General features: G+C 53.2%; 12 protein-coding genes, 1 tRNA gene and 7 pseudogenes. 7 read left to right on the top strand and 13 right to left on the bottom strand.

Annotated features, from left to right (window positions below):
* The coding region (locus JT51_RS14980; RefSeq protein ID WP_037314016.1) for a DDE-type integrase/transposase/recombinase at window positions 1-544 on the top strand (544 nt) is incomplete at its 5' end.
* Between the two features lie 4 nt (window positions 545-548).
* Here the strand turns inward: JT51_RS14980 and JT51_RS21805 are convergent.
* The 7 genes and pseudogenes from JT51_RS21805 to JT51_RS21535 all read right to left on the bottom strand — a co-directional run.
* A pseudogene (locus JT51_RS21805) lies at window positions 549-854 on the bottom strand (SMODS domain-containing nucleotidyltransferase); the annotation flags it as partial.
* A gap of 653 nt (window positions 855-1,507) precedes the next feature.
* Window positions 1,508-3,556 (bottom strand): beta-propeller fold lactonase family protein, encoded by a 2,049-nt coding sequence (locus JT51_RS14975; RefSeq protein WP_037314418.1) that lies wholly within the window; start codon window positions 3,554-3,556, stop codon window positions 1,508-1,510.
* Between the two features lie 153 nt (window positions 3,557-3,709).
* Window positions 3,710-4,497 (bottom strand): annotated as a pseudogene (locus JT51_RS21545) (IS5 family transposase).
* Window positions 4,498-4,628: 131 nt separating this feature from the next.
* Window positions 4,629-7,007, bottom strand: coding sequence for a calcium-binding protein (locus tag JT51_RS22350; RefSeq protein WP_051927580.1), 2,379 nt, complete (start codon window positions 7,005-7,007; stop codon window positions 4,629-4,631).
* A 186-nt stretch (window positions 7,008-7,193) separates the two neighbouring features.
* Window positions 7,194-7,307: pseudogene (locus tag JT51_RS21800) on the bottom strand (IS481 family transposase); the annotation flags it as partial.
* 1 nt (window position 7,308) lies between these two features.
* Window positions 7,309-8,096, bottom strand: a pseudogene (locus tag JT51_RS21540) (IS5 family transposase).
* Between the two features lie 65 nt (window positions 8,097-8,161).
* A pseudogene (locus tag JT51_RS21535) lies at window positions 8,162-8,949 on the bottom strand (IS5 family transposase).
* A gap of 305 nt (window positions 8,950-9,254) precedes the next feature.
* Between JT51_RS21535 and JT51_RS14930 the strand changes: the two are divergent.
* The 4 genes and pseudogenes from JT51_RS14930 to JT51_RS14920 all read left to right on the top strand — a co-directional run.
* Window positions 9,255-9,440 (top strand): hypothetical protein, encoded by a 186-nt coding sequence (locus JT51_RS14930; protein WP_152563361.1) that lies wholly within the window; start codon window positions 9,255-9,257, stop codon window positions 9,438-9,440.
* 42 nt (window positions 9,441-9,482) lie between these two features.
* On the top strand, window positions 9,483-9,743 hold the full coding sequence (locus tag JT51_RS21795; protein WP_152563360.1) for a hypothetical protein: 261 nt from the start codon (window positions 9,483-9,485) through the stop codon (window positions 9,741-9,743).
* Window positions 9,744-9,876: 133 nt separating this feature from the next.
* A pseudogene (locus JT51_RS14925) lies at window positions 9,877-10,259 on the top strand (transposase); the annotation flags it as partial.
* Window positions 10,207-10,692 (top strand): annotated as a pseudogene (locus JT51_RS14920) (integrase core domain-containing protein); the annotation flags it as partial. The pseudogenes JT51_RS14925 and JT51_RS14920, both read left to right, overlap by 53 nt.
* A 71-nt stretch (window positions 10,693-10,763) precedes the next feature.
* On the opposite strand, the gene JT51_RS14915 reads toward JT51_RS14920, so the two are convergent.
* From JT51_RS14915 to JT51_RS14895, 4 genes are all read right to left on the bottom strand, one after another.
* Window positions 10,764-11,135: a hypothetical protein gene (locus JT51_RS14915; RefSeq protein WP_152563359.1), complete on the bottom strand. Its 372-nt coding sequence runs from the start codon at window positions 11,133-11,135 to the stop codon at window positions 10,764-10,766.
* Between the two features lie 357 nt (window positions 11,136-11,492).
* A protein-coding gene (locus tag JT51_RS14910; RefSeq protein WP_419177295.1) for an IS3 family transposase occupies window positions 11,493-12,844 on the bottom strand; the annotation gives its coding sequence in 2 pieces (ribosomal slippage) (window positions 11,493-12,506 and window positions 12,509-12,844; 1,350 coding nt in all).
* 52 nt (window positions 12,845-12,896) lie between these two features.
* A complete protein-coding gene (locus JT51_RS14900; RefSeq protein ID WP_037313993.1) occupies window positions 12,897-13,145 on the bottom strand; it encodes a hypothetical protein in 249 nt (82 codons plus the stop codon).
* A gap of 343 nt (window positions 13,146-13,488) precedes the next feature.
* Window positions 13,489-13,564 (bottom strand) — tRNA-Lys (locus JT51_RS14895).
* Between the two features lie 212 nt (window positions 13,565-13,776).
* Here JT51_RS14895 and dapF point away from each other — a divergent pair.
* Window positions 13,777-14,619, top strand: a complete 843-nt coding sequence (gene dapF / locus JT51_RS14890) for a diaminopimelate epimerase (protein WP_037313991.1) — start codon at window positions 13,777-13,779, stop codon at window positions 14,617-14,619.
* Window positions 14,616-15,872, top strand: a complete 1,257-nt coding sequence (mtaB, locus tag JT51_RS14885; RefSeq protein WP_037313987.1) for a tRNA (N(6)-L-threonylcarbamoyladenosine(37)-C(2))-methylthiotransferase MtaB — start codon at window positions 14,616-14,618, stop codon at window positions 15,870-15,872. The genes dapF and mtaB overlap by 4 nt, the downstream gene beginning before the upstream one ends.
* Window positions 15,873-16,014: 142 nt before the next feature.
* Here the strand turns inward: mtaB and JT51_RS14880 are convergent, their stop codons facing one another.
* Window positions 16,015-16,800 carry a cytochrome c1 gene (locus JT51_RS14880; protein WP_037313984.1) on the bottom strand — a complete coding sequence of 262 codons (786 nt, stop codon included), beginning with the start codon at window positions 16,798-16,800 and terminating at the stop codon, window positions 16,015-16,017.
* Between the two features lie 18 nt (window positions 16,801-16,818).
* Window positions 16,819-18,150 (bottom strand): cytochrome b, encoded by a 1,332-nt coding sequence (gene petB, locus JT51_RS14875; protein ID WP_037313981.1) that lies wholly within the window; start codon window positions 18,148-18,150, stop codon window positions 16,819-16,821.
* Between the last annotated feature and the right edge of the window lie 7 nt (window positions 18,151-18,157).

The following is an 18,157-nucleotide window of genomic DNA, read 5'->3' as shown; positions in this document are numbered from 1 at the left end:
CTTCAAGATCATCGGCTGGGGCTCGTTTTATCTCCGCACGRTCCTGGACGATTTCAGCCGCTATATCGTTGCCTGGAAGCTCTGCACAAACATGCGGGCCGAAGACGTGACTGACACAATCGAACTGGCTCTGGCGGCATCTGGATGCGACCAGGCCATCGTTCGGCACAAGCCACGCCTGCKGAGTGACAATGGGTCCTGTTACATCTCCGGCGATTTGGCCGAATGGCTGGAAGACCAAAAGATGGGCCATGTTCGCGGCGCTCCGTTCCACCCGCAAACCCAGGGCAAGATCGAGCGTTGGCATCAAACCATGAAGAACCGGGTTCTGCTGGAAAACTACTACCTGCCCGGCGATCTGGAACGTCAGATCGAGGCTTTCGTCGATTACTACAATAACGAGCGATACCACGAGAGCCTGAACAACGTCACACCGGCAGACGTCTACTTCGGGCGTGACAAAGCCATCATCAGAGAAAGGGCAAAGATCAAGAAGCTGACAATCCAACAGCGCCGCTTGCAACATCAAAAACAAGCCGCATAATCAATCACGTTAACGAACCAGAGCCTCCAATAATCAAGCCGCTCTGATGTCCCATTTTATATGACGACGGACACAGTTTGTATTGCCCACCGTTTTTGTAGCCGTCCCACTTGGAGGCGGGCATGATGTATATCATGTCGAGATCGGACACCCCGTTGATGGCTGTAAATCGCCCAATTGAGCCCACCCGCAAACTGTTGGCTGTTTTTGATTCAGTGTCTCGAAATTCGCGATTAAGGGCGGAAGTGACCTCCCCATAGCGAAGGCTAATTGTCTCGCTATTTGCCAGCTGCAGGTTGTCCAGCAGTTCTTCAAAATCTTCGCCAAGCTATCGCCTTCACCAGAGTCGCGCCCGCCTTGCAAAATCAGAAAAATGATCTTCACGTGATTGGCCTGGCGGCCAATGCGCCTTGGACCGTGCTTGCTATTTGAAGACTGCAAGCCCCAAGGCCCGTGTGCCAAACTGGCCTACTTTTGCTCCGCCCCAATGGCCGGGTTTTACGCCGCCGTTGACAGCTCTCGAGCATAATCCTTGATGATGGTGTATGGCCCGTCAGAGCAGCAAGGCCGGACGCTTACCTCCGTTACGAAAAGAAGGGCAAAGATGGACGACTTTTACGCCGCCCGCAGCAAGGTCATCCAAAGGGTGGAACCAATTTCGAGCTCCAACAACTGACCTGCAGCTCCGGATTTCATTCCGTTTCCAAAAGGATCATTCTTTTGGGGCGACTTCCAATGTTGAGCGTTCACCCGATTTCCGGTCCAACTATGACGGTTAGGTCAGGGTCGTGTGACGTTCTACAGGATATGTGGAACGTCACGAATCTTTGACTCAATCATCTGCAAAAACCTTAAGAAATGAGCAAGTCGCATCATTCACTTCTGACCCAAACGTCAAGCATTTCTGACTCAACACAAATAGCGGCCATTCATCGATACTGCGGCCAATGTCCGGTCACCTAATTATAGCTGCTCCACGTTTCCTAGGAGGATAGAAGTTGTTTCAATCGAAAAATCCCCATCCAACGCAAATACCGCAATCTCTGTGTCATGGTGCGTTTCATCGGCTGTAACCCCCGAAAGGTCCGTACTGGAATCTAAGAAGACCCACTCCGGATCATTATCTACCGACAACCCCACTGAGATACGCAGAATAACAAGCGCATCCGATGCGTCAACCGATCCGTCTCCGTTGATATCTGCGGCAATGTAGTTTTCAGGCTGAGCGGTCCCCCAAGTCGGATCTAAGCCGACCGACATACGTAACGCTTGCAGGGCATCATATGCATCGATTTCTTGGCTTTCAGTCGAGTAGGACTTTATGATTTCTATATGACCTTCCTGCAAGCCAACCGGTAGTTGTAGGTCAAATTGACCCTGACCATCAGCTTGCACGACAATGGGCGCACTTCCGTCTTGAACGAAGTGAACTTCTGCATTCCGAATTCCAGGATTGTCTTCAGCAGAACTCACGGTTACCAATCCGGTTACTCCCGAAGAACTAACTGCATCGAAAGAATTCTCGTTGGGGCCATTCGGCAAGCGAATAGGTACATCAAAGAAGTCCTTAAGTACATCAACTTGTGAAAGCGAACCGCCGTCTGCGCTTTGGAGGGTTATTGTTTGACCCAGAAAGTCTATTTGGGCCCCGTCATCAGTAGGTGTGAAACCCAACTGGTTTGGGAAACGTAGCTGCCCGAAATCAGATAAGTCTAACCGGTCGACACCCACTTCAAAATCAGTGATAATGGTAGTTCTACTCCCGTTTTGCACCACAAAAATGTCGGACCCCTCACCACCCGCCATGACCGTAGTCCCACTTCCAGCAACCAGTATGTCATCTCCCCCCCCGGCGAGAAGCGTCGAACCACCCATACCAAGAAGTATGTCATCGCGGTTTGTTCCTGATTGAATACTGTCGCCTTCGATGACACTTCCCAAGTTGTCTAGCGACACAGAGAATTGTGAGATACCGTCCTGTTGTTGATTGGCCGCAAACACTTGCAATTCATTGCCGACCTGAGCCACCGAGAGAGTGTCGACGCCTCCCAACCCATTTTCAGCAGTGCCTTCCACCGTTTCCAAGTGCACCAATTGACCACCCGGCACCAACGCAAACAGGCTTATTCCGTCGTCGTCACCCCCTGCGAAAACAAAAACTTGATCACCTACATTGATGGCTGCGATATCTTGAATGAAATTGAACTTCGTGCCGAAACTGTCCAGCACATGATCTGTCGGCAAGAGACTTCCATCGGAACCGAGCTCCATCACTGAAATGGAGTTGCTGCCCGACCCTGCCACAAGTACCCAAGAGCTACCATGCGCCTGGATTACTTCCATTGAGCTCGGGGTATTCAGCGCCAAGTGCGAAGTCGCATTGGAGTTGTCTACTAGGGTCAACTCTCCTGTCTCGGTGTCGGTTTGGTATGTGACCACTGAGTGAGATGATGAATCTGCCGATACAACTAACGTATTGGAGGCAGTTTCAACTGTATCCAAAAAGGCCGGGCGTCCAATTTCAACATCCACTTCAGTAAAGGTGCCGGTAGGTCCGACACGATACGCAGTAATTTGGCTTCCACCGTCTGTCGCTACGACGATAAATTCCGTGTCACCGGAAGAGTAGCTGGCCAACAACGTGGTTCCACCGCCTTCTGACGGCAATTGAAACTGCTGTGCCTCACCGATCATTCCAGTCGGTTCTAGACTATATCCAAGTATTGACCCCGATGAGCTAATGTCCAGAACAAGTAAGTCTTCACCAAGTAAGTCTGCGACTTCTATAGTCAGGTCGCCATCTAGCGAAAGATTTGAATCAATCACTTGAGAATCGAAGAGGGTGGGAACATCATCGTTACTTAATTGCCAAACCACCAATCCGCCACCGGAGCCGGAGCCGGAAGTGCTATAAAGATAAGGTTCCGCTCCAAACTCAATTGAGACCAAATCGCGAATTCCGCGATCAAAATTTACGGATCCAGTCGTCAATGTCCCTTTAAATTCAATCATGAATAGGCACCCTCTTAGCCACATCGAGTCTGCAACTAGGGTAGCGTGCAAAAATTAACGACCAGATATTACATCTTACCCGGATTGGGGTTTAATAATGTCTATTTTCTTAGATTTTTAGGGTTTGTTTTAAATCGCTAACAGCGCCCTAGGTCATGTTGACAAATGGCGGAGCCAAAGGCGGATCGAGGTTATGTCGATGAAGGCCAGAAAGCTCTCTGCGGTCTTATCGTAGCGGGTGGCGACGCGGCGGGCGTTCTTGAGTTTGTTGAAGCAGCGTTCGACCAGATTGCGCAGGCGATAGAGCGAGCGGTCGACGCCGACACGCACTTTTCGTGACTTGCGCATGGGGATCACCGGCAGAACGTCACGTTTGTCCATCGTTTCTCGAATGCTGTCTGCGTCATAGCCTCGATCTGCCAGCAGGACGCTCGGTGTTGGCAGGTTGTCGGCCATGACCAGGTCGAAGCCGAGGTAATCCGACGTCTGGCCCGGCGTGATTTCCGTTCTCATTGGCAAACCGGCGGCATTGACGAGGAGGTGGATCTTGGTCGTGAACCCACCACGCGAACGGCCAAAACCCTGTCTCGGAGTCCCCCTTTCGCGCCCGCTGCCTGATGGTGCGCGCGGATCACGGTGCTGTCGATCATTTGGAGGGCGTGCGGGACCGCCCCGCTTTGGTTCAGCGCCTCCATGATGTCCTCCCACAACCTGGCCAGCGTCCAGCGCCGGAACTGCCGGTAGACGCTCGACCACTTCCCGAACTCTTCGGGCAGGTCACGCCATGGAGCACCGGTGCGGGCGATCCAGAAAATCCCATCGAGAACAAGACGATGGTTCGTGGGCTTGCGCCCATTCGGGGCGCGGACGGCAAGGATGAACCCTTCAAAGAACTCCCATTCCTCATCCGATATCAGGTCTCGTGCCAAGCTGGTCTCCATTGCAGATACCAGCTTGAATCACGCCTAAAGGTGAGTGTGAATCCCTTTTGTCAACATGGCCTAGGTACGCGAAACAAAGCTAAATCCCAAACTGGGAATGTCAATGATTGTCGCGCTTAATTTAAACATACTTAAATGAACTGAAAATCATCAGAAATGAGAGCGCCCGGTGACACTCCTAAGATTGCTATAGGAACATCATCCAGTTCGACGAGAGTGCTATTGCCGTGTTCAATTAGTGTTAAGTTGTCGTAGCTCGCATCCGTCGCATCGATCCAAACAACATCTACGCCCAGTTCGAAGTCATAGGCACTATCAATGCCCTCGCCGGGTCGAAAAACAAAAACGTCAGCCCCTTCGCCACCGATAAGCAAATCGTCACCCCGGCCGCCATCGAGTATGTCGTCGCCAGCACTGCCTTCCAAAATGTCAGTGCCATCCCCGCCCGCGAGGGTATCGTTACCCACCCCTCCAATCAGCACATCATCATCCGCGCCCCCATTGATGTGATCGTCGCCTTGACCGCCCATTATTACATCTTGGCCAGAACCACCATCTAACCGGTCGTCATCCGCGCCCCCATCCACGTAGTCGGAACCGTTCTCTCCAAGAATTTCGTCTTCACCATCACCACCAAACAACCGATCATCACCTTCGCCACCGTAAATTTCATCTGCCCCTTGACCTCCATTTACAGTATCGTTTCCTGTCCCACCTAAAAGTGAGTCGCCAAAGGCATCGTCGACTCCTCCAACGAGAAAATCGTTTCCGTCACCTCCCGAAACGTAGTCTGTTCCTCCACCGCCTTCGATATAGTCATTACCATCATCACCCTGAATTTCCTCATGAGACTCCGACCCCACTATTGTGTCATCGTTCTCAGACCCAACCACTTGCTCATATGGGGTTATAGTGATCTCCACGACTTCGTAAGGATCCAGTTCAAGATCCACGTCACTCGCATCATCAAATGTAAACTCCTCGACGTCCACGGTAACGTCGGTCTCTCCAGCAAAGTAATAGTGGTCAAAACTTGTTGCCGTTTCGGGGGTGTAACCGGGCTTTAAAAGAATGGTGGACGGCGGGGGAAGATATGTTCGATAAGTGCCTTCCTCATAAGAAGATATTTTCCTGGGACTGATAACCTCCAGTGCGAACAAATTTTGAAACTTTGCTTCCAAGGCTAACTTTTCGGCTTCATCGATGACACGGAGCTGATTGCGAGAATTAGGAACCAGTCTACCATTGTCGTCGTATTCGGCCCGGTCACTCAATCCGTCAGCACTACCATCAAGAACTCCGAGTTTGCGAACGGACACATGGTGTTTTCCTTGGACCAATTGGTCCAAGTCCAAGTCGACTGACACCCCGAACTCTTCTGTTCTGTTAGAAACGTAAAGAACCGTTTTCCCATCCCCGGTAAAAGCGTTAACCTCAATAGGGCGGTGATTGTCAGGCAACCCTCCCAAGCCCATCAGAGAGAGCCCGACCCCATCCTCGTCGACCAAGCTCTCCCTCATCCAAGAGAAAACCTGACCAGCAGGTGAAGGATGAACCCGGCTATCCTCTGTAATGCCACCGGCAAATGAATTATAGTTTCTATTCAAAACCGACCAGATTTCCGCCGCGTCCACCCCGGATTCCAGCATGGTCTCGAACATCTCAAGGATAACCGACGCAGCCTTCAGACCTTGCTGAGTAATATTGACATTTTGAACATTCCATTCGGTAACGTGATAATCCAATTCTTGTTCAAAATACTTGTACCACATATCTGGTCGCGACCCGATTTCTCGATTTTCGTAGTAACCGTCGGAAAAAGTATTATCCTCTCCGTAGCTCTCATTGAAATAGTAGTGGGAAACTACTCCGTCGACGGCCTCACTCGCTACAGTTGGTTGGAAACCATCCGACAAATCTTTGTTGGCATCGAAATGCTCAATGATCTCTTTGTTCTTTTGGTCCATCGTGCTACCTGAGCCAACGTGCCACGGCGGCGCTGTTTGCACCAGGATTTTGGGATCATAATCTGCGGTGGGGTTTTCGACATTGTATGCCTCGTAAGAATTAGAGAGATACTCCGCCGCCAGTGCTGCATCCTTGCCATACTCGGATGCTTCTTGAAAACCCCAATACTCATTGCTGATTTCTATTGTTGTCAAAAGATGACCGTCTGAACCCAGTTGTTCATACACTGCGTTGACAAATGCAGTCATTTCTGACTGACTTGCTAATTCCTCCCCAACTGGAATACTCAAAGTGAACGTGGTCCCTCTTTCAACGACCCAATCCAAGAACTCAGCCAGCTTGTCGTTTAACTGCCCGTCAAGCAGGCTTGTAATATTTTCCTCTTGGGCACTTCCCGAAGGGTAGCGCAAATGCGTAACACCCAGCATATCGAAGGCTTCGCCGATATTGGGGAACATGCCTCGAAAATTCGCCCCAAAATGGTCCTCACTGACGGTTTCTGAAACTTCGCCAGGAGTTAATTCATAACTGTAGCTGACCATCTCACCCTCACAACTTTACCCAACCCAATAGAAACACTCTGAAGTTACATTGTGAGAGAAAGCCTAGTTTTTCAAATACTCTATGTAGAAAACTTACCTGTTAATATTGGATAATAGTTTGCCTTTTTTAATAGTTTTTTCTTCAACGCACTCGCAGATCCGACTCGCATTTACACGCATGCATTCCTAGGTGTTCAGTCCCGGCATCTGGTGGATCGGGTTCAAGATGAATCGATCCGGCTCTGATGTCCAGATTTTGCAGATATATTCATAGGGCGTGAGGCCACCGAGGGTCTTTAGGTCATGTTGACAAATGGCGGAGCCAAAGGCGGATCGAGGTTATGTCGATGAAGGCCAGAAAGCTCTCTGCGGTCTTATCGTAGCGGGTGGCGACGCGGCGGGCGTTCTTGAGTTTGTTGAAGCAGCGTTCGACCAGATTGCGCAGGCGATAGAGCGAGCGGTCGACGCCGACACGCACTTTTCGTGACTTGCGCATGGGGATCACCGGCAGAACGTCACGTTTGTCCATCGTTTCTCGAATGCTGTCTGCGTCATAGCCTCGATCTGCCAGCAGGACGCTCGGTGTTGGCAGGTTGTCGGCCATGACCAGGTCGAAGCCGAGGTAATCCGACGTCTGGCCCGGCGTGATTTCCGTTCTCATTGGCAAACCGGCGGCATTGACGAGGAGGTGGATCTTGGTCGTGAACCCACCACGCGAACGGCCAAAACCCTGTCTCGGAGTCCCCCTTTCGCGCCCGCTGCCTGATGGTGCGCGCGGATCACGGTGCTGTCGATCATTTGGAGGGCGTGCGGGACCGCCCCGCTTTGGTTCAGCGCCTCCATGATGTCCTCCCACAACCCGGCCAGCGTCCAGCGCCGGAACTGCCGGTAGACGCTCGACCACTTCCCGAACTCTTCGGGCAGGTCACGCCATGGAGCACCGGTGCGGGCGATCCAGAAAATCCCATCGAGAACAAGACGATGGTTCGTGGGCTTGCGCCCATTCGGGGCGCGGACGGCAAGGATGAACCCTTCAAAGAACTCCCATTCCTCATCCGATATCAGGTCTCGTGCCAAGCTGGTCTCCATTGCAGATACCAGCTTGAATCACGCCTAAAGGTGAGTGTGAATCCCTTTTGTCAACACGGCCTAGGTCATGTTGACAAATGGCGGAGCCAAAGGCGGATCGAGGTTATGTCGATGAAGGCCAGAAAGCTCTCTGCGGTCTTATCGTAGCGGGTGGCGACGCGGCGGGCGTTCTTGAGTTTGTCGAAGCAGCGTTCGACCAGATTGCGCAGGCGATAGAGCGAGCGGTCGACGCCGACACGCACTTTTCGTGACTTGCGCATGGGGATCACCGGCAGAACGTCACGTTTGTCCATCGTTTCTCGAATGCTGTCTGCGTCATAGCCTCGATCTGCCAGCAGGACGCTCGGTGTTGGCAGGTTGTCGGCCATGACCAGGTCGAAGCCGAGGTAATCCGACGTCTGGCCCGGCGTGATTTCCGTTCTCATTGGCAAACCGGCGGCATTGACGAGGAGGTGGATCTTGGTCGTGAACCCACCACGCGAACGGCCAAAACCCTGTCTCGGAGTCCCCCTTTCGCGCCCGCTGCCTGATGGTGCGCGCGGATCACGGTGCTGTCGATCATTTGGAGGGCGTGCGGGACCGCCCCGCTTTGGTTCAGCGCCTCCATGATGTCCTCCCACAACCCGGCCAGCGTCCAGCGCCGGAACTGCCGGTAGACGCTCGACCACTTCCCGAACTCTTCGGGCAGGTCACGCCATGGAGCACCGGTGCGGGCGATCCAGAAAATCCCATCGAGAACAAGACGATGGTTCGTGGGCTTGCGCCCATTCGGGGCGCGGACGGCAAGGATGAACCCTTCAAAGAACTCCCATTCCTCATCCGATATCAGGTCTCGTGCCAAGCTGGTCTCCATTGCAGATACCAGCTTGAATCACGCCTAAAGGTGAGTGTGAATCCCTTTTGTCAACACGGCCTAGCTTTCAATTTGGAGCACTCAAGTGGGGCTGCTCACAAGGTAAAGGCTCTAATTGCTAAGTGCATTGAGTGCGGTTTGGAAACAAAACTGGAGTGTAAGTCGGTTTGAGTGCATGAAATCGTACATATTGTGGCGGTTTCGCACGAAACACATACGGAGGACAGCTGTTAACTGGACAATTTACTATTCGTTAATGAAATCGGTTCAAATTTGGCGCAGATGTGGCGATGGGGAGTTTAGTGATGGATGAGAATTTCTTGCAACGTGCCACCGACATCGAGCTAAGACTTGAGGCGGAGGGGATGTTTCTCACTGCTGAAGCGATCAGGCAAGTTGTCAATACGTATGTTGTGGAGCATTCCAAACACATAGAGAAATTGAAGCGTGGTAAAATATCAGAAGTGCAGTTTGGTTTAACTGAGCGTTAACCATGTCACCCTGACGTTTGTAAAAACAACGTGAGGTGCTTCATGAAATACAACCACTGGTTCGTCACAGCAGTATCTGAGATGGTTGATGACGCAAAGCGAAACAATCATCATAGTGTATTATGTGGTTTACGCACTGCACTTTCAGTGTTTTGCGATGAAGTCGGCTTAACTGATGAAGAAAGAAAACTTGTTAATACCCTGATGCAAGAAAATACAAAGGAAACCAGCGAACTGACTTTCTCAAAATGGGGGTTACCTAATCCTCAATTATCAGCGAACCAGGGAAAACAAAATACTTAATCCCGCTGGAAGGTATCTTCGCATCTTTCGTAACGCAGCAAATAGTCACTAATTTAATGTTGGAAAAATCCCAAATGTGATCCTCCCCCAGCTGAGTGGCCCGCCCGTATAGTTAGAAAACGGAGGATCACATATGGGAATCAAGCGACACAAACCGGAAGAGATTGTCACGAAGTTACGTCAGGTTGAGGTGCTTTGCGGCCAGGGAATGCCGCGCGTCGATGCGATCAGGCAGGTGCAGCTAACGGAACAGACGTTCTACCGCTGGCGTAAGCAATATGGTGGGATGGGAACCGACCAACTGAAGGAACTCAAACGTCTGCAGAAGGAGAATGACCGACTTCGCAGGGCAGTGTCGGACCTGACGCTGGACAAGCTAATCCTGTCGGAGGCCGCGCGGGGAAACTTCTGAGCCCCTCGCGTCGTCGTGCCTGCGTTGATCACATCCGCAGTGAGATGCGCGTATCAGCAGACCTATGTGGACACCTATTGCAAGGTCGCGCATGCCAAGCTCTATACCACCAAGACGCCGATCACGGCGGCTGATCTGCTCAACGACCGGGTGCTGCCGCTCCATAAAGAGCATGACCTGCCGGTTCTGCGGATCATGACGGATCGCGGCACGGAATATTGCGGCCGGGTAGATAAGCACGACTTCCAGCTCTTCCTGGCTATCAACGGCATCGACCACACCAGGACCAAGGTGAAATCGCCTCAGACGAATGGGATCTGCGAACGGTTCCACAAGACGATCCTGCAGGAATTCTATCAGGTCGCGTTCCGCAAGAAGCTCTACGATAGCATCGACGCGCTTCAAGCCGATCTGAAGGAATGGCTGCATCACTACAATCACCAACGCACTCACCAGGGCAAAATGTGTTGCGGCAGAACGCCGTTCCAGACCATGATCGAGGGCAAAGAAATCTGGAAGGAAAAGTTCGTGAACTGAACTTGACCTGACAGACGCCGCCGGAAAAACGGCCAACTGTCAGATCACATCTGAACCACTACAACTAACATTCAACATGGACCACTCAGGTGGGGCTGATCAACATTATTCTCAATGGTTAGCTGCACGTTCTTAAATACTTTAATTACACCTATTGCGACTGTCCAAAATTTTCTGAAATCGAGTCTGACACCAGATTGAAAATCCCCTCTGCTAAACGAGGAAATTAAGTGGTAGAGAACTAAGGCCCTTTGTTGCTCCTCGAACTGGCTCTCGGATTCGGATTGGTCCAGTATTATTGCAACTTCCTCGGCGATTCTAACTGAGGTTAGCGTCAACTTTTCAACGCTTTGAGATGTGACGAGGATTTCCGTCAATACGCTCATTGCAATGACGTCAAAGAAATTTGGTACTGCCACAGTTCTGCCGCAACCAAAGTTCAACTGAACTCCGAAGTGTGGCCGCAAAATTTTCCAAGCAATCTCAACCTCTTTTAGTGGCTTCGACAACACTGGCGCGATATCTTGGATATCAAAGGGAGTCGTTGTAGGGCAGAACAATTAGGTGACCTTTCGTTAAAAACAAGGAAAATATGGATGTGAAAAAATAACGGCGAATTAACGCGCCAGCTATTTTCTCCATATCTTGCCTCGCCGATAGTTAGCTTGGTTAAAAAAATCTTTTTCGGAAACTGCTCAGATGAAATCCTAGGTGTTTGATCCCACGGTGTCCGTCGTCATATAAAATGGGACATCAGAGCGGCTTGATTATTGGAGGCTCTGGTTCGTTAACGTGATTGATTATGCGGCTTGTTTTTGATGTTGCAAGCGGCGCTGTTGGATTGTCAGCTTCTTGATCTTTGCCCTTTCTCTGATGATGGCTTTGTCACGCCCGAAGTAGACGTCTGCCGGTGTGACGTTGTTCAGGCTCTCGTGGTATCGCTCGTTATTGTAGTAATCGACGAAAGCCTCGATCTGACGTTCCAGATCGCCGGGCAGGTAGTAGTTTTCCAGCAGAACCCGGTTCTTCATGGTTTGATGCCAACGCTCGATCTTGCCCTGGGTTTGCGGGTGGAACGGAGCGCCGCGAACATGGCCCATCTTTTGGTCTTCCAGCCATTCGGCCAAATCGCCGGAGATGTAACAGGACCCATTGTCACTCAGCAGGCGTGGCTTGTGCCGAACGATGGCCTGGTCGCATCCAGATGCCGCCAGAGCCAGTTCGATTGTGTCAGTCACGTCTTCGGCCCGCATGTTTGTGCAGAGCTTCCAGGCAACGATATAGCGGCTGAAATCGTCCAGGATCGTGCTGAGATAAAACCAGCCCCAGCCGATGATCTTGAAGTAAGTGAAGTCGGTCTGCCACATCTCGTTGATGGCGGTGGTTTTATCCGTGAACTCGTCGGCTGCTTTGATCACGACGTAGTCTGGTGCGGTAATCAGATCAGCTTCCTTCAAAAATCGATAAGCAGATGATTCAGAAATAAAATACCGCTTTTCGTCGGTGTATTTGACCGCCAGCTCCCGTGTCGTTAACACCTCATGTTCCAACGCAAACTCGATCAGATCATCCCGCCTAGCTTGTGGAATGCGGTTCCAGACAGACTTTGGGCAAGGTGAGCGATCCGCCAGGGCATCAAAGCCGCCTTCGACATAGCGATCATACCAACGATAAAATGTCGTGCGGGGGATGCCCAGCATGTCCAGGGTCTGCTTGGTGGGCAGATGGGACCCCTCAACGGTGCGGATGATCTCCAGTTTCTCAGAGGCAGGGTATCTCATTCCTCGAACTCCCCAGCCCCTGTCATGCTTTTTTTGAGCAGGCGGTTTTCAAGGGTCAGATCGGCGACGCATTCCTTCAGTGCCGTCGCCTCGGATCGAAGCTCCTTCACTTCAGGCGACGTCGCTTGCCGGGCTGTATCGCCAGACAGACGGCGTTTCCCGGCTTCGAGGAACTCCTTTGACCAGCTGTAATACAGGCTCTCAGAAATGCCCTCGCGCCGACACAGTGCCGAGATGCTTTCCTCACCACGAAGACCCGCCAAAACAATGCGGATCTTCTCCTCCGCCGAATAGGTTTGCCGCGTCTTGCGGCGGATGGTTTTGACCAACTTGGTAGCCGAAGCTTTGCTGGTTCCGGATTTCTTGTTCATCTTCACTCCTTGACGGTTACGATGAACCAGAAATCCTCCGTTGTTCAAATCCTCAAATCTGTCCCACAGGTGCTGACGTCAAACAGCCGCCAGCTTCTACACTTTTGTCGCCCGCATCCCCGGCAAGCTGTTTCATGATCGCGTCAACGGTCGCTCTCCCAAGAAGATGTATCCCCATGGAGATCATGAAAACCCCGCCTTCACCTGTTTTTCTAAAATGATCATTCAATACTTGGTTTTTCTGAGTGGGCGACATTCCTGCTGTCAATTTGGCATGCGAAGAGATTTTGCTGTCCGTCATGGAAAGCTCCTGTGCTTTTTGCGACTTTTGATTTTGTGATGACGTACAAGCGGGCGAAGCTTCGCTTTTCTTAGCGTAGCAGTTCAAACTATGTGTGCTCTTTTGGAAGTTGCACGCGACAGTCAATTGCCGCTCTGTACGTTGTCAGTGTACCAAAAACTCTTCGAAATGTCAAAAAGCATCAAAATAACAATGTCTTATGGATTCATGGAAAGAGAAAAAACACGCCTTCAACGAAACGGTTTTCTACACGTTTCTACGTCAATCTATGCCGCGTGGTTGCTAGGTGGTTGCTGTAGGCGTGAGAATATCTCGCCTATTCTTGCTAACCTATTGAAAAAAGTGGTGAGCCGTGCAGGATTCGAACCTGCGACCCACTGATTAAAAGTCAGTTGCTCTACCAACTGAGCTAACGGCCCACTCTTTTTGCTGGATCTTGTCGATCCGTGGCGCTCTCTAAGGCATTTTCCCGACCGGGTTCAAGACCTTATTTTGCACCTCGTTTCACCATCACTTAACTTGTTTCCGGCGTCCCGATAGGCGGCCTAATTAGGCAGGTGGCGCGGGGGGGTCAACCCCTTTTTTCAGGAATCTTCACCGCAGGGTGGATTCCTGTCCGGCGCGACGTTATATGCGCGCCATGCAACGCGTTCTGACCACCGGATTGCCCTTCATGAAGATGCACGGGCTGGGCAATGACTTTGTCATTGTGGACGCGCGCGCGCAATCCGTCCGGATTACGCCCGCCTTGGCGCGGGGAATAGGGCACCGACAGTTTGGCGTGGGATTCGATCAGCTAGCGGTTATCGAAAATGGCGAATCCGATGCGCATCTGGTGTTCTACAACGCGGATGGGTCGACTTCAGCCGCTTGCGGGAATGCCACACGCTGTATCGCGCGGTTTCTCTTGGAGGAGACCGGGAAATCCGACCTGACCCTGACCACCGAACGCGGCACTCTCTATGCGCGCGATGCCGGAGAGGGCCTGACAGCCATCAACATGGGACCGCCGCAACTGAACTGGCGCGACATCCCGCTGGCTGAAGAGGTCGACACGCTGGAACTGCCGATTGAAGGCGCGCCAACCGCCACCGGCATGGGCAACCCGCATTGCACCTTCTTCGTCGACGATGCCGAGGCGATCCCTCTAACCGAATTCGGCGCGCGCTATGAATACCACCCGCTCTACCCCGAGCGCACCAATGTACAGGTGGCGCAGGTGATCGGTGCGGATCATATCCGTATGCGCGTGTGGGAGAGGGGTGTAGGGATTACGCTGGCCTCGGGGTCATCATCCTGCGCAACCGCAGTGGCTGCGGCCCGCCGCGGCCTGACGGGGCGCAAAGTACAGATCGAACTGGACGGTGGCACCATCTGGATCGACTGGCGCGAAGATGGCGTCTGGATGACCGGCCCTACGTGCCACGTTTTCTCGGGCACGCTGACACCGGAATTTCTGGAGTCACTGGGATGAGCGCCCCCAAATTCACCACGCTGGGCTGTCGCCTCAACGCCTATGAGACCGAGGCGATGAAAGAGCTGTCGCAACAGGCGGGCCTGACCGATGCGGTCGTGGTGAACACCTGCGCGGTAACGGCCGAGGCCGTGCGCAAGGCCCGGCAGGAAATTCGCAAGCTGCGGCGGGAAAATCCCGATGCGCGGCTCATTGTGACGGGCTGTGCTGCGCAAACCGAACCCGAAACCTTTGCCCAAATGGAAGAGGTCGACGCGGTCATCGGCAATACCGAGAAAATGCAGCCCGACACCTGGAAAGGCATGGCCGCAGACTTCATCGGTCAGACCGAGGCGGTGCAGGTCGATGACATCATGTCGGTCACGGAAACCGCCGGGCATTTGATCGACGGCTTCGGCACCCGCTCACGCGCCTATGTGCAGGTCCAGAACGGCTGCGACCACCGCTGCACCTTCTGCATCATCCCCTACGGCCGTGGCAACTCGCGCAGCGTCCCTGCGGGCGTCGTGGTGGATCAGATCAAGCGGCTGGTGGATCGGGGTTACAACGAGGTCGTGCTGACCGGCGTTGACCTGACCTCATGGGGGGCCGACTTGCCAGCGCAGCCCAAGCTGGGCGATCTGGTCATGCGCATCCTGAAACTGGTGCCGGACCTGCCGCGCCTGCGGATCAGCTCGATCGACTCGATCGAGGTGGACGAGAACCTGATGCAGGCCATCGCGACCGAACCGCGCCTGATGCCGCATCTGCACTTGTCGCTGCAACATGGCGATGATCTGATCCTGAAACGGATGAAACGCCGCCACCTGCGCGACGATGCCATCCGCTTTACCGAAGAGGCCCGCAAGCTGCGCCCCGAAATGACCTTTGGTGCCGACATCATCGCGGGCTTCCCGACCGAGTCGGACGCACATTTCGAAAACTCGCTTAAACTGGTCACCGACTGCGACCTGACCTGGCTGCACGTCTTCCCCTATTCCCGGCGCGAAGGCACCCCGGCTGCCCGCATACCGCAACAGATCAACGGGACCATCATCAAGGCTCGCGCGGCCCGCCTGCGCGCCGCTGGTAAGGTTCAGATTGCCAAACATCTGACCACGCAGATCGGCAAAACCCATCACATCCTGATGGAAAACCCGCATATGGGCCGGACCGAACAATTTACCGAGGTCACTTTTGACACCCCCCAATCCGAAGGCCAGATCGTGACGGCCACCATCACTGGCAGCACAGACACCCAGCTGACAGTCTGACCCGCCCTTCATCTGGCCGAAAATATCCCGGGGATGAATTGGCCGCAGGCCAAGAAGGGGCTGGCCCCTTCAACCCGATCCCAACAAAAAACCCCCGCAGCCAATGGCGCGGGGGTTTTAACTTTCAACGCAAATTCAGCGCTTAATGTTCTTTCTTGCCCTTCACGCCTGCCCACAGGCGCTTGTTGACCAGGTACAGCAGCACCGACAGCAAGGTCAGGAAGACAACGCCGACAAAGCCCGAATATTTGCGCTCCATCATCTTCGGTTCGGCGGTCCACATCAGAAAGGCCGCGATATCCTCAGACATGGCTTCAACCGTGGCTGGATGGCCATCGGCGAATTCCACCTGATCTTCCGACAGCGGCGGTGCCATCGAAATCCAGCCGCCGGGGAAGGCGGTGTTTTCGTACAGGACCGTGCCCGCCTCTTCCTTTTCCTCGCCAGTATAGCCATCCAGCAACGAGGCGATATACTCTGGGCCGCCCATACCTTTGACCAACTGGTTGATACCCAGACCATAAGGGCCGTGGAACCCAGCACGAGCCTTGGCCATCAGGCTCAGGTCCGGTGCGCCGACACCGTCATTGACCGGGAAGTGGTCGACAGGTGTTGCCGGGCGAAAGTCGTCCTCTTCAGGGTCGAAAACTTCAAAGTTCTCGGCCGAATAGGCGATGACTTCTTCTTCTGAATAGCCCAGTGCCTCAAGATCGCGCAAAGGCACGTATCTCAGGCCGTGGCAGGCCGCGCAGACCTCGGTATAGATCTGAAGACCGCGCTGCAGCTGGTTTTGATCCCAGGTCCCAAAGGGACCTTCGAAAGAAAAGTGGAAATCCTCGATATGCTGCTCGCCGCCACCTGCTGCGTTGGACGCAGCAGGGATAAGGGCGATGGCAAACGCGGCACCGATTGCAAGTTTCTTGAACATGGTTTCCGGTCCCTCTTCTTACTCGGCCGGCGTGGCGTCGGCGTCAGCCTTGCCATAATGCGCGTTGAAGTCTTCTTCGATGGTCTCCGGCTGCGCCTCGGGTTTTTCGATGACACCCAGCAACGGCAGGATAACAAGGAAATAGGCAAACCAGTAAGCCGATGCGATCAGCGAGAACACATCATATGGGTACTTCGCTTCCTGAGCGCCCAACCACATCAGAGCCATAAAGTCGATGATCAGCAGGTAAAACCACCATTTGAACATCGGACGATACTTGCCCGAACGCACGGTCGACGTGTCCAGCCAGGGTGCCAGCGCCATTACCAGGATCGCACCGAACATCGCCAGAACACCAAAGAACTTGGCATCAACAATGCCACCAGTGATGAAGCTGGCGAATTGCACAACCCAGACCTCGCCGGTGAAGGCACGCAGGATCGCATAAAACGGCAAGAAGTACCATTCAGGGACGATATGCGCCGGTGTGACCAGCGGGTTGGCTTCGATGTAGTTGTCGGGGTGGCCCAGATAGTTCGGCATGAAGCCGACAACCGCCCAGAACACCACCAGAATGACTGCCAGCGCGAATACGTCCTTGATCACGAAATACGGCCAGAACGGCAGGGTGTCTTTCTTGGCCTCGGCCTTTGAACCGCGACGCACCTCAACACCTGTGGGGTTGTTGTTGCCCGTAGTGTGGAAGGCCCAGATATGCACGATCACCAGCGCCGCAATTACAAACGGCAGCAGGTAGTGCAGCGAGAAGAAGCGGTTCAGCGTGGCGTTATCCACCGCAGGTCCGCCCAGCAACCAGGTCTGGATCGCGTCACCGATGAACGGGATCGCACCAAACAGGCCGGTGATCACGGTCGCACCCCAGAAGGACATCTGACCCCAGGGCAGAACATAGCCCATGAAGGCGGTGCCCATCATCATCAGGTAAATCAGCATCCCGATGATCCACGTGATCTCACGCGGGGCTTTGTACGAGCCGTAGAACAGGCCGCGGAAGATGTGGATGTAAACCGCGACAAAGAACAGCGACGCGCCGTTCATGTGAATATAGCGCAGCATATAGCCGCCGTTCACGTTGCGCATGATGTGCTCGATGCTGGCAAAGGCCAGATCGACATGCGGGGTGTAATGCATCACCAGAACGATACCGGTGACGATTTGCAGCGCCAGGCAGAATGCCAGAACGATGCCCCAAATCCACCACCAGTTCAGGTTCTTGGGGGTTGGGATCATGATTGTGTTGTAGATGAGGCCGACGATAGGCAAGCGGCTGTCCAGCCACTTTTCGCCATTTGTCTTCGGCTCGTAATGATCGTGCGGAATACCGGACATCTGGGTC

The organism is Ruegeria halocynthiae (genome assembly GCF_000743705.1).
GTDB lineage: Bacteria > Pseudomonadota > Alphaproteobacteria > Rhodobacterales > Rhodobacteraceae > Ruegeria > Ruegeria halocynthiae_B.
This window is presented reverse-complemented; position numbering and strand designations above follow the sequence as displayed.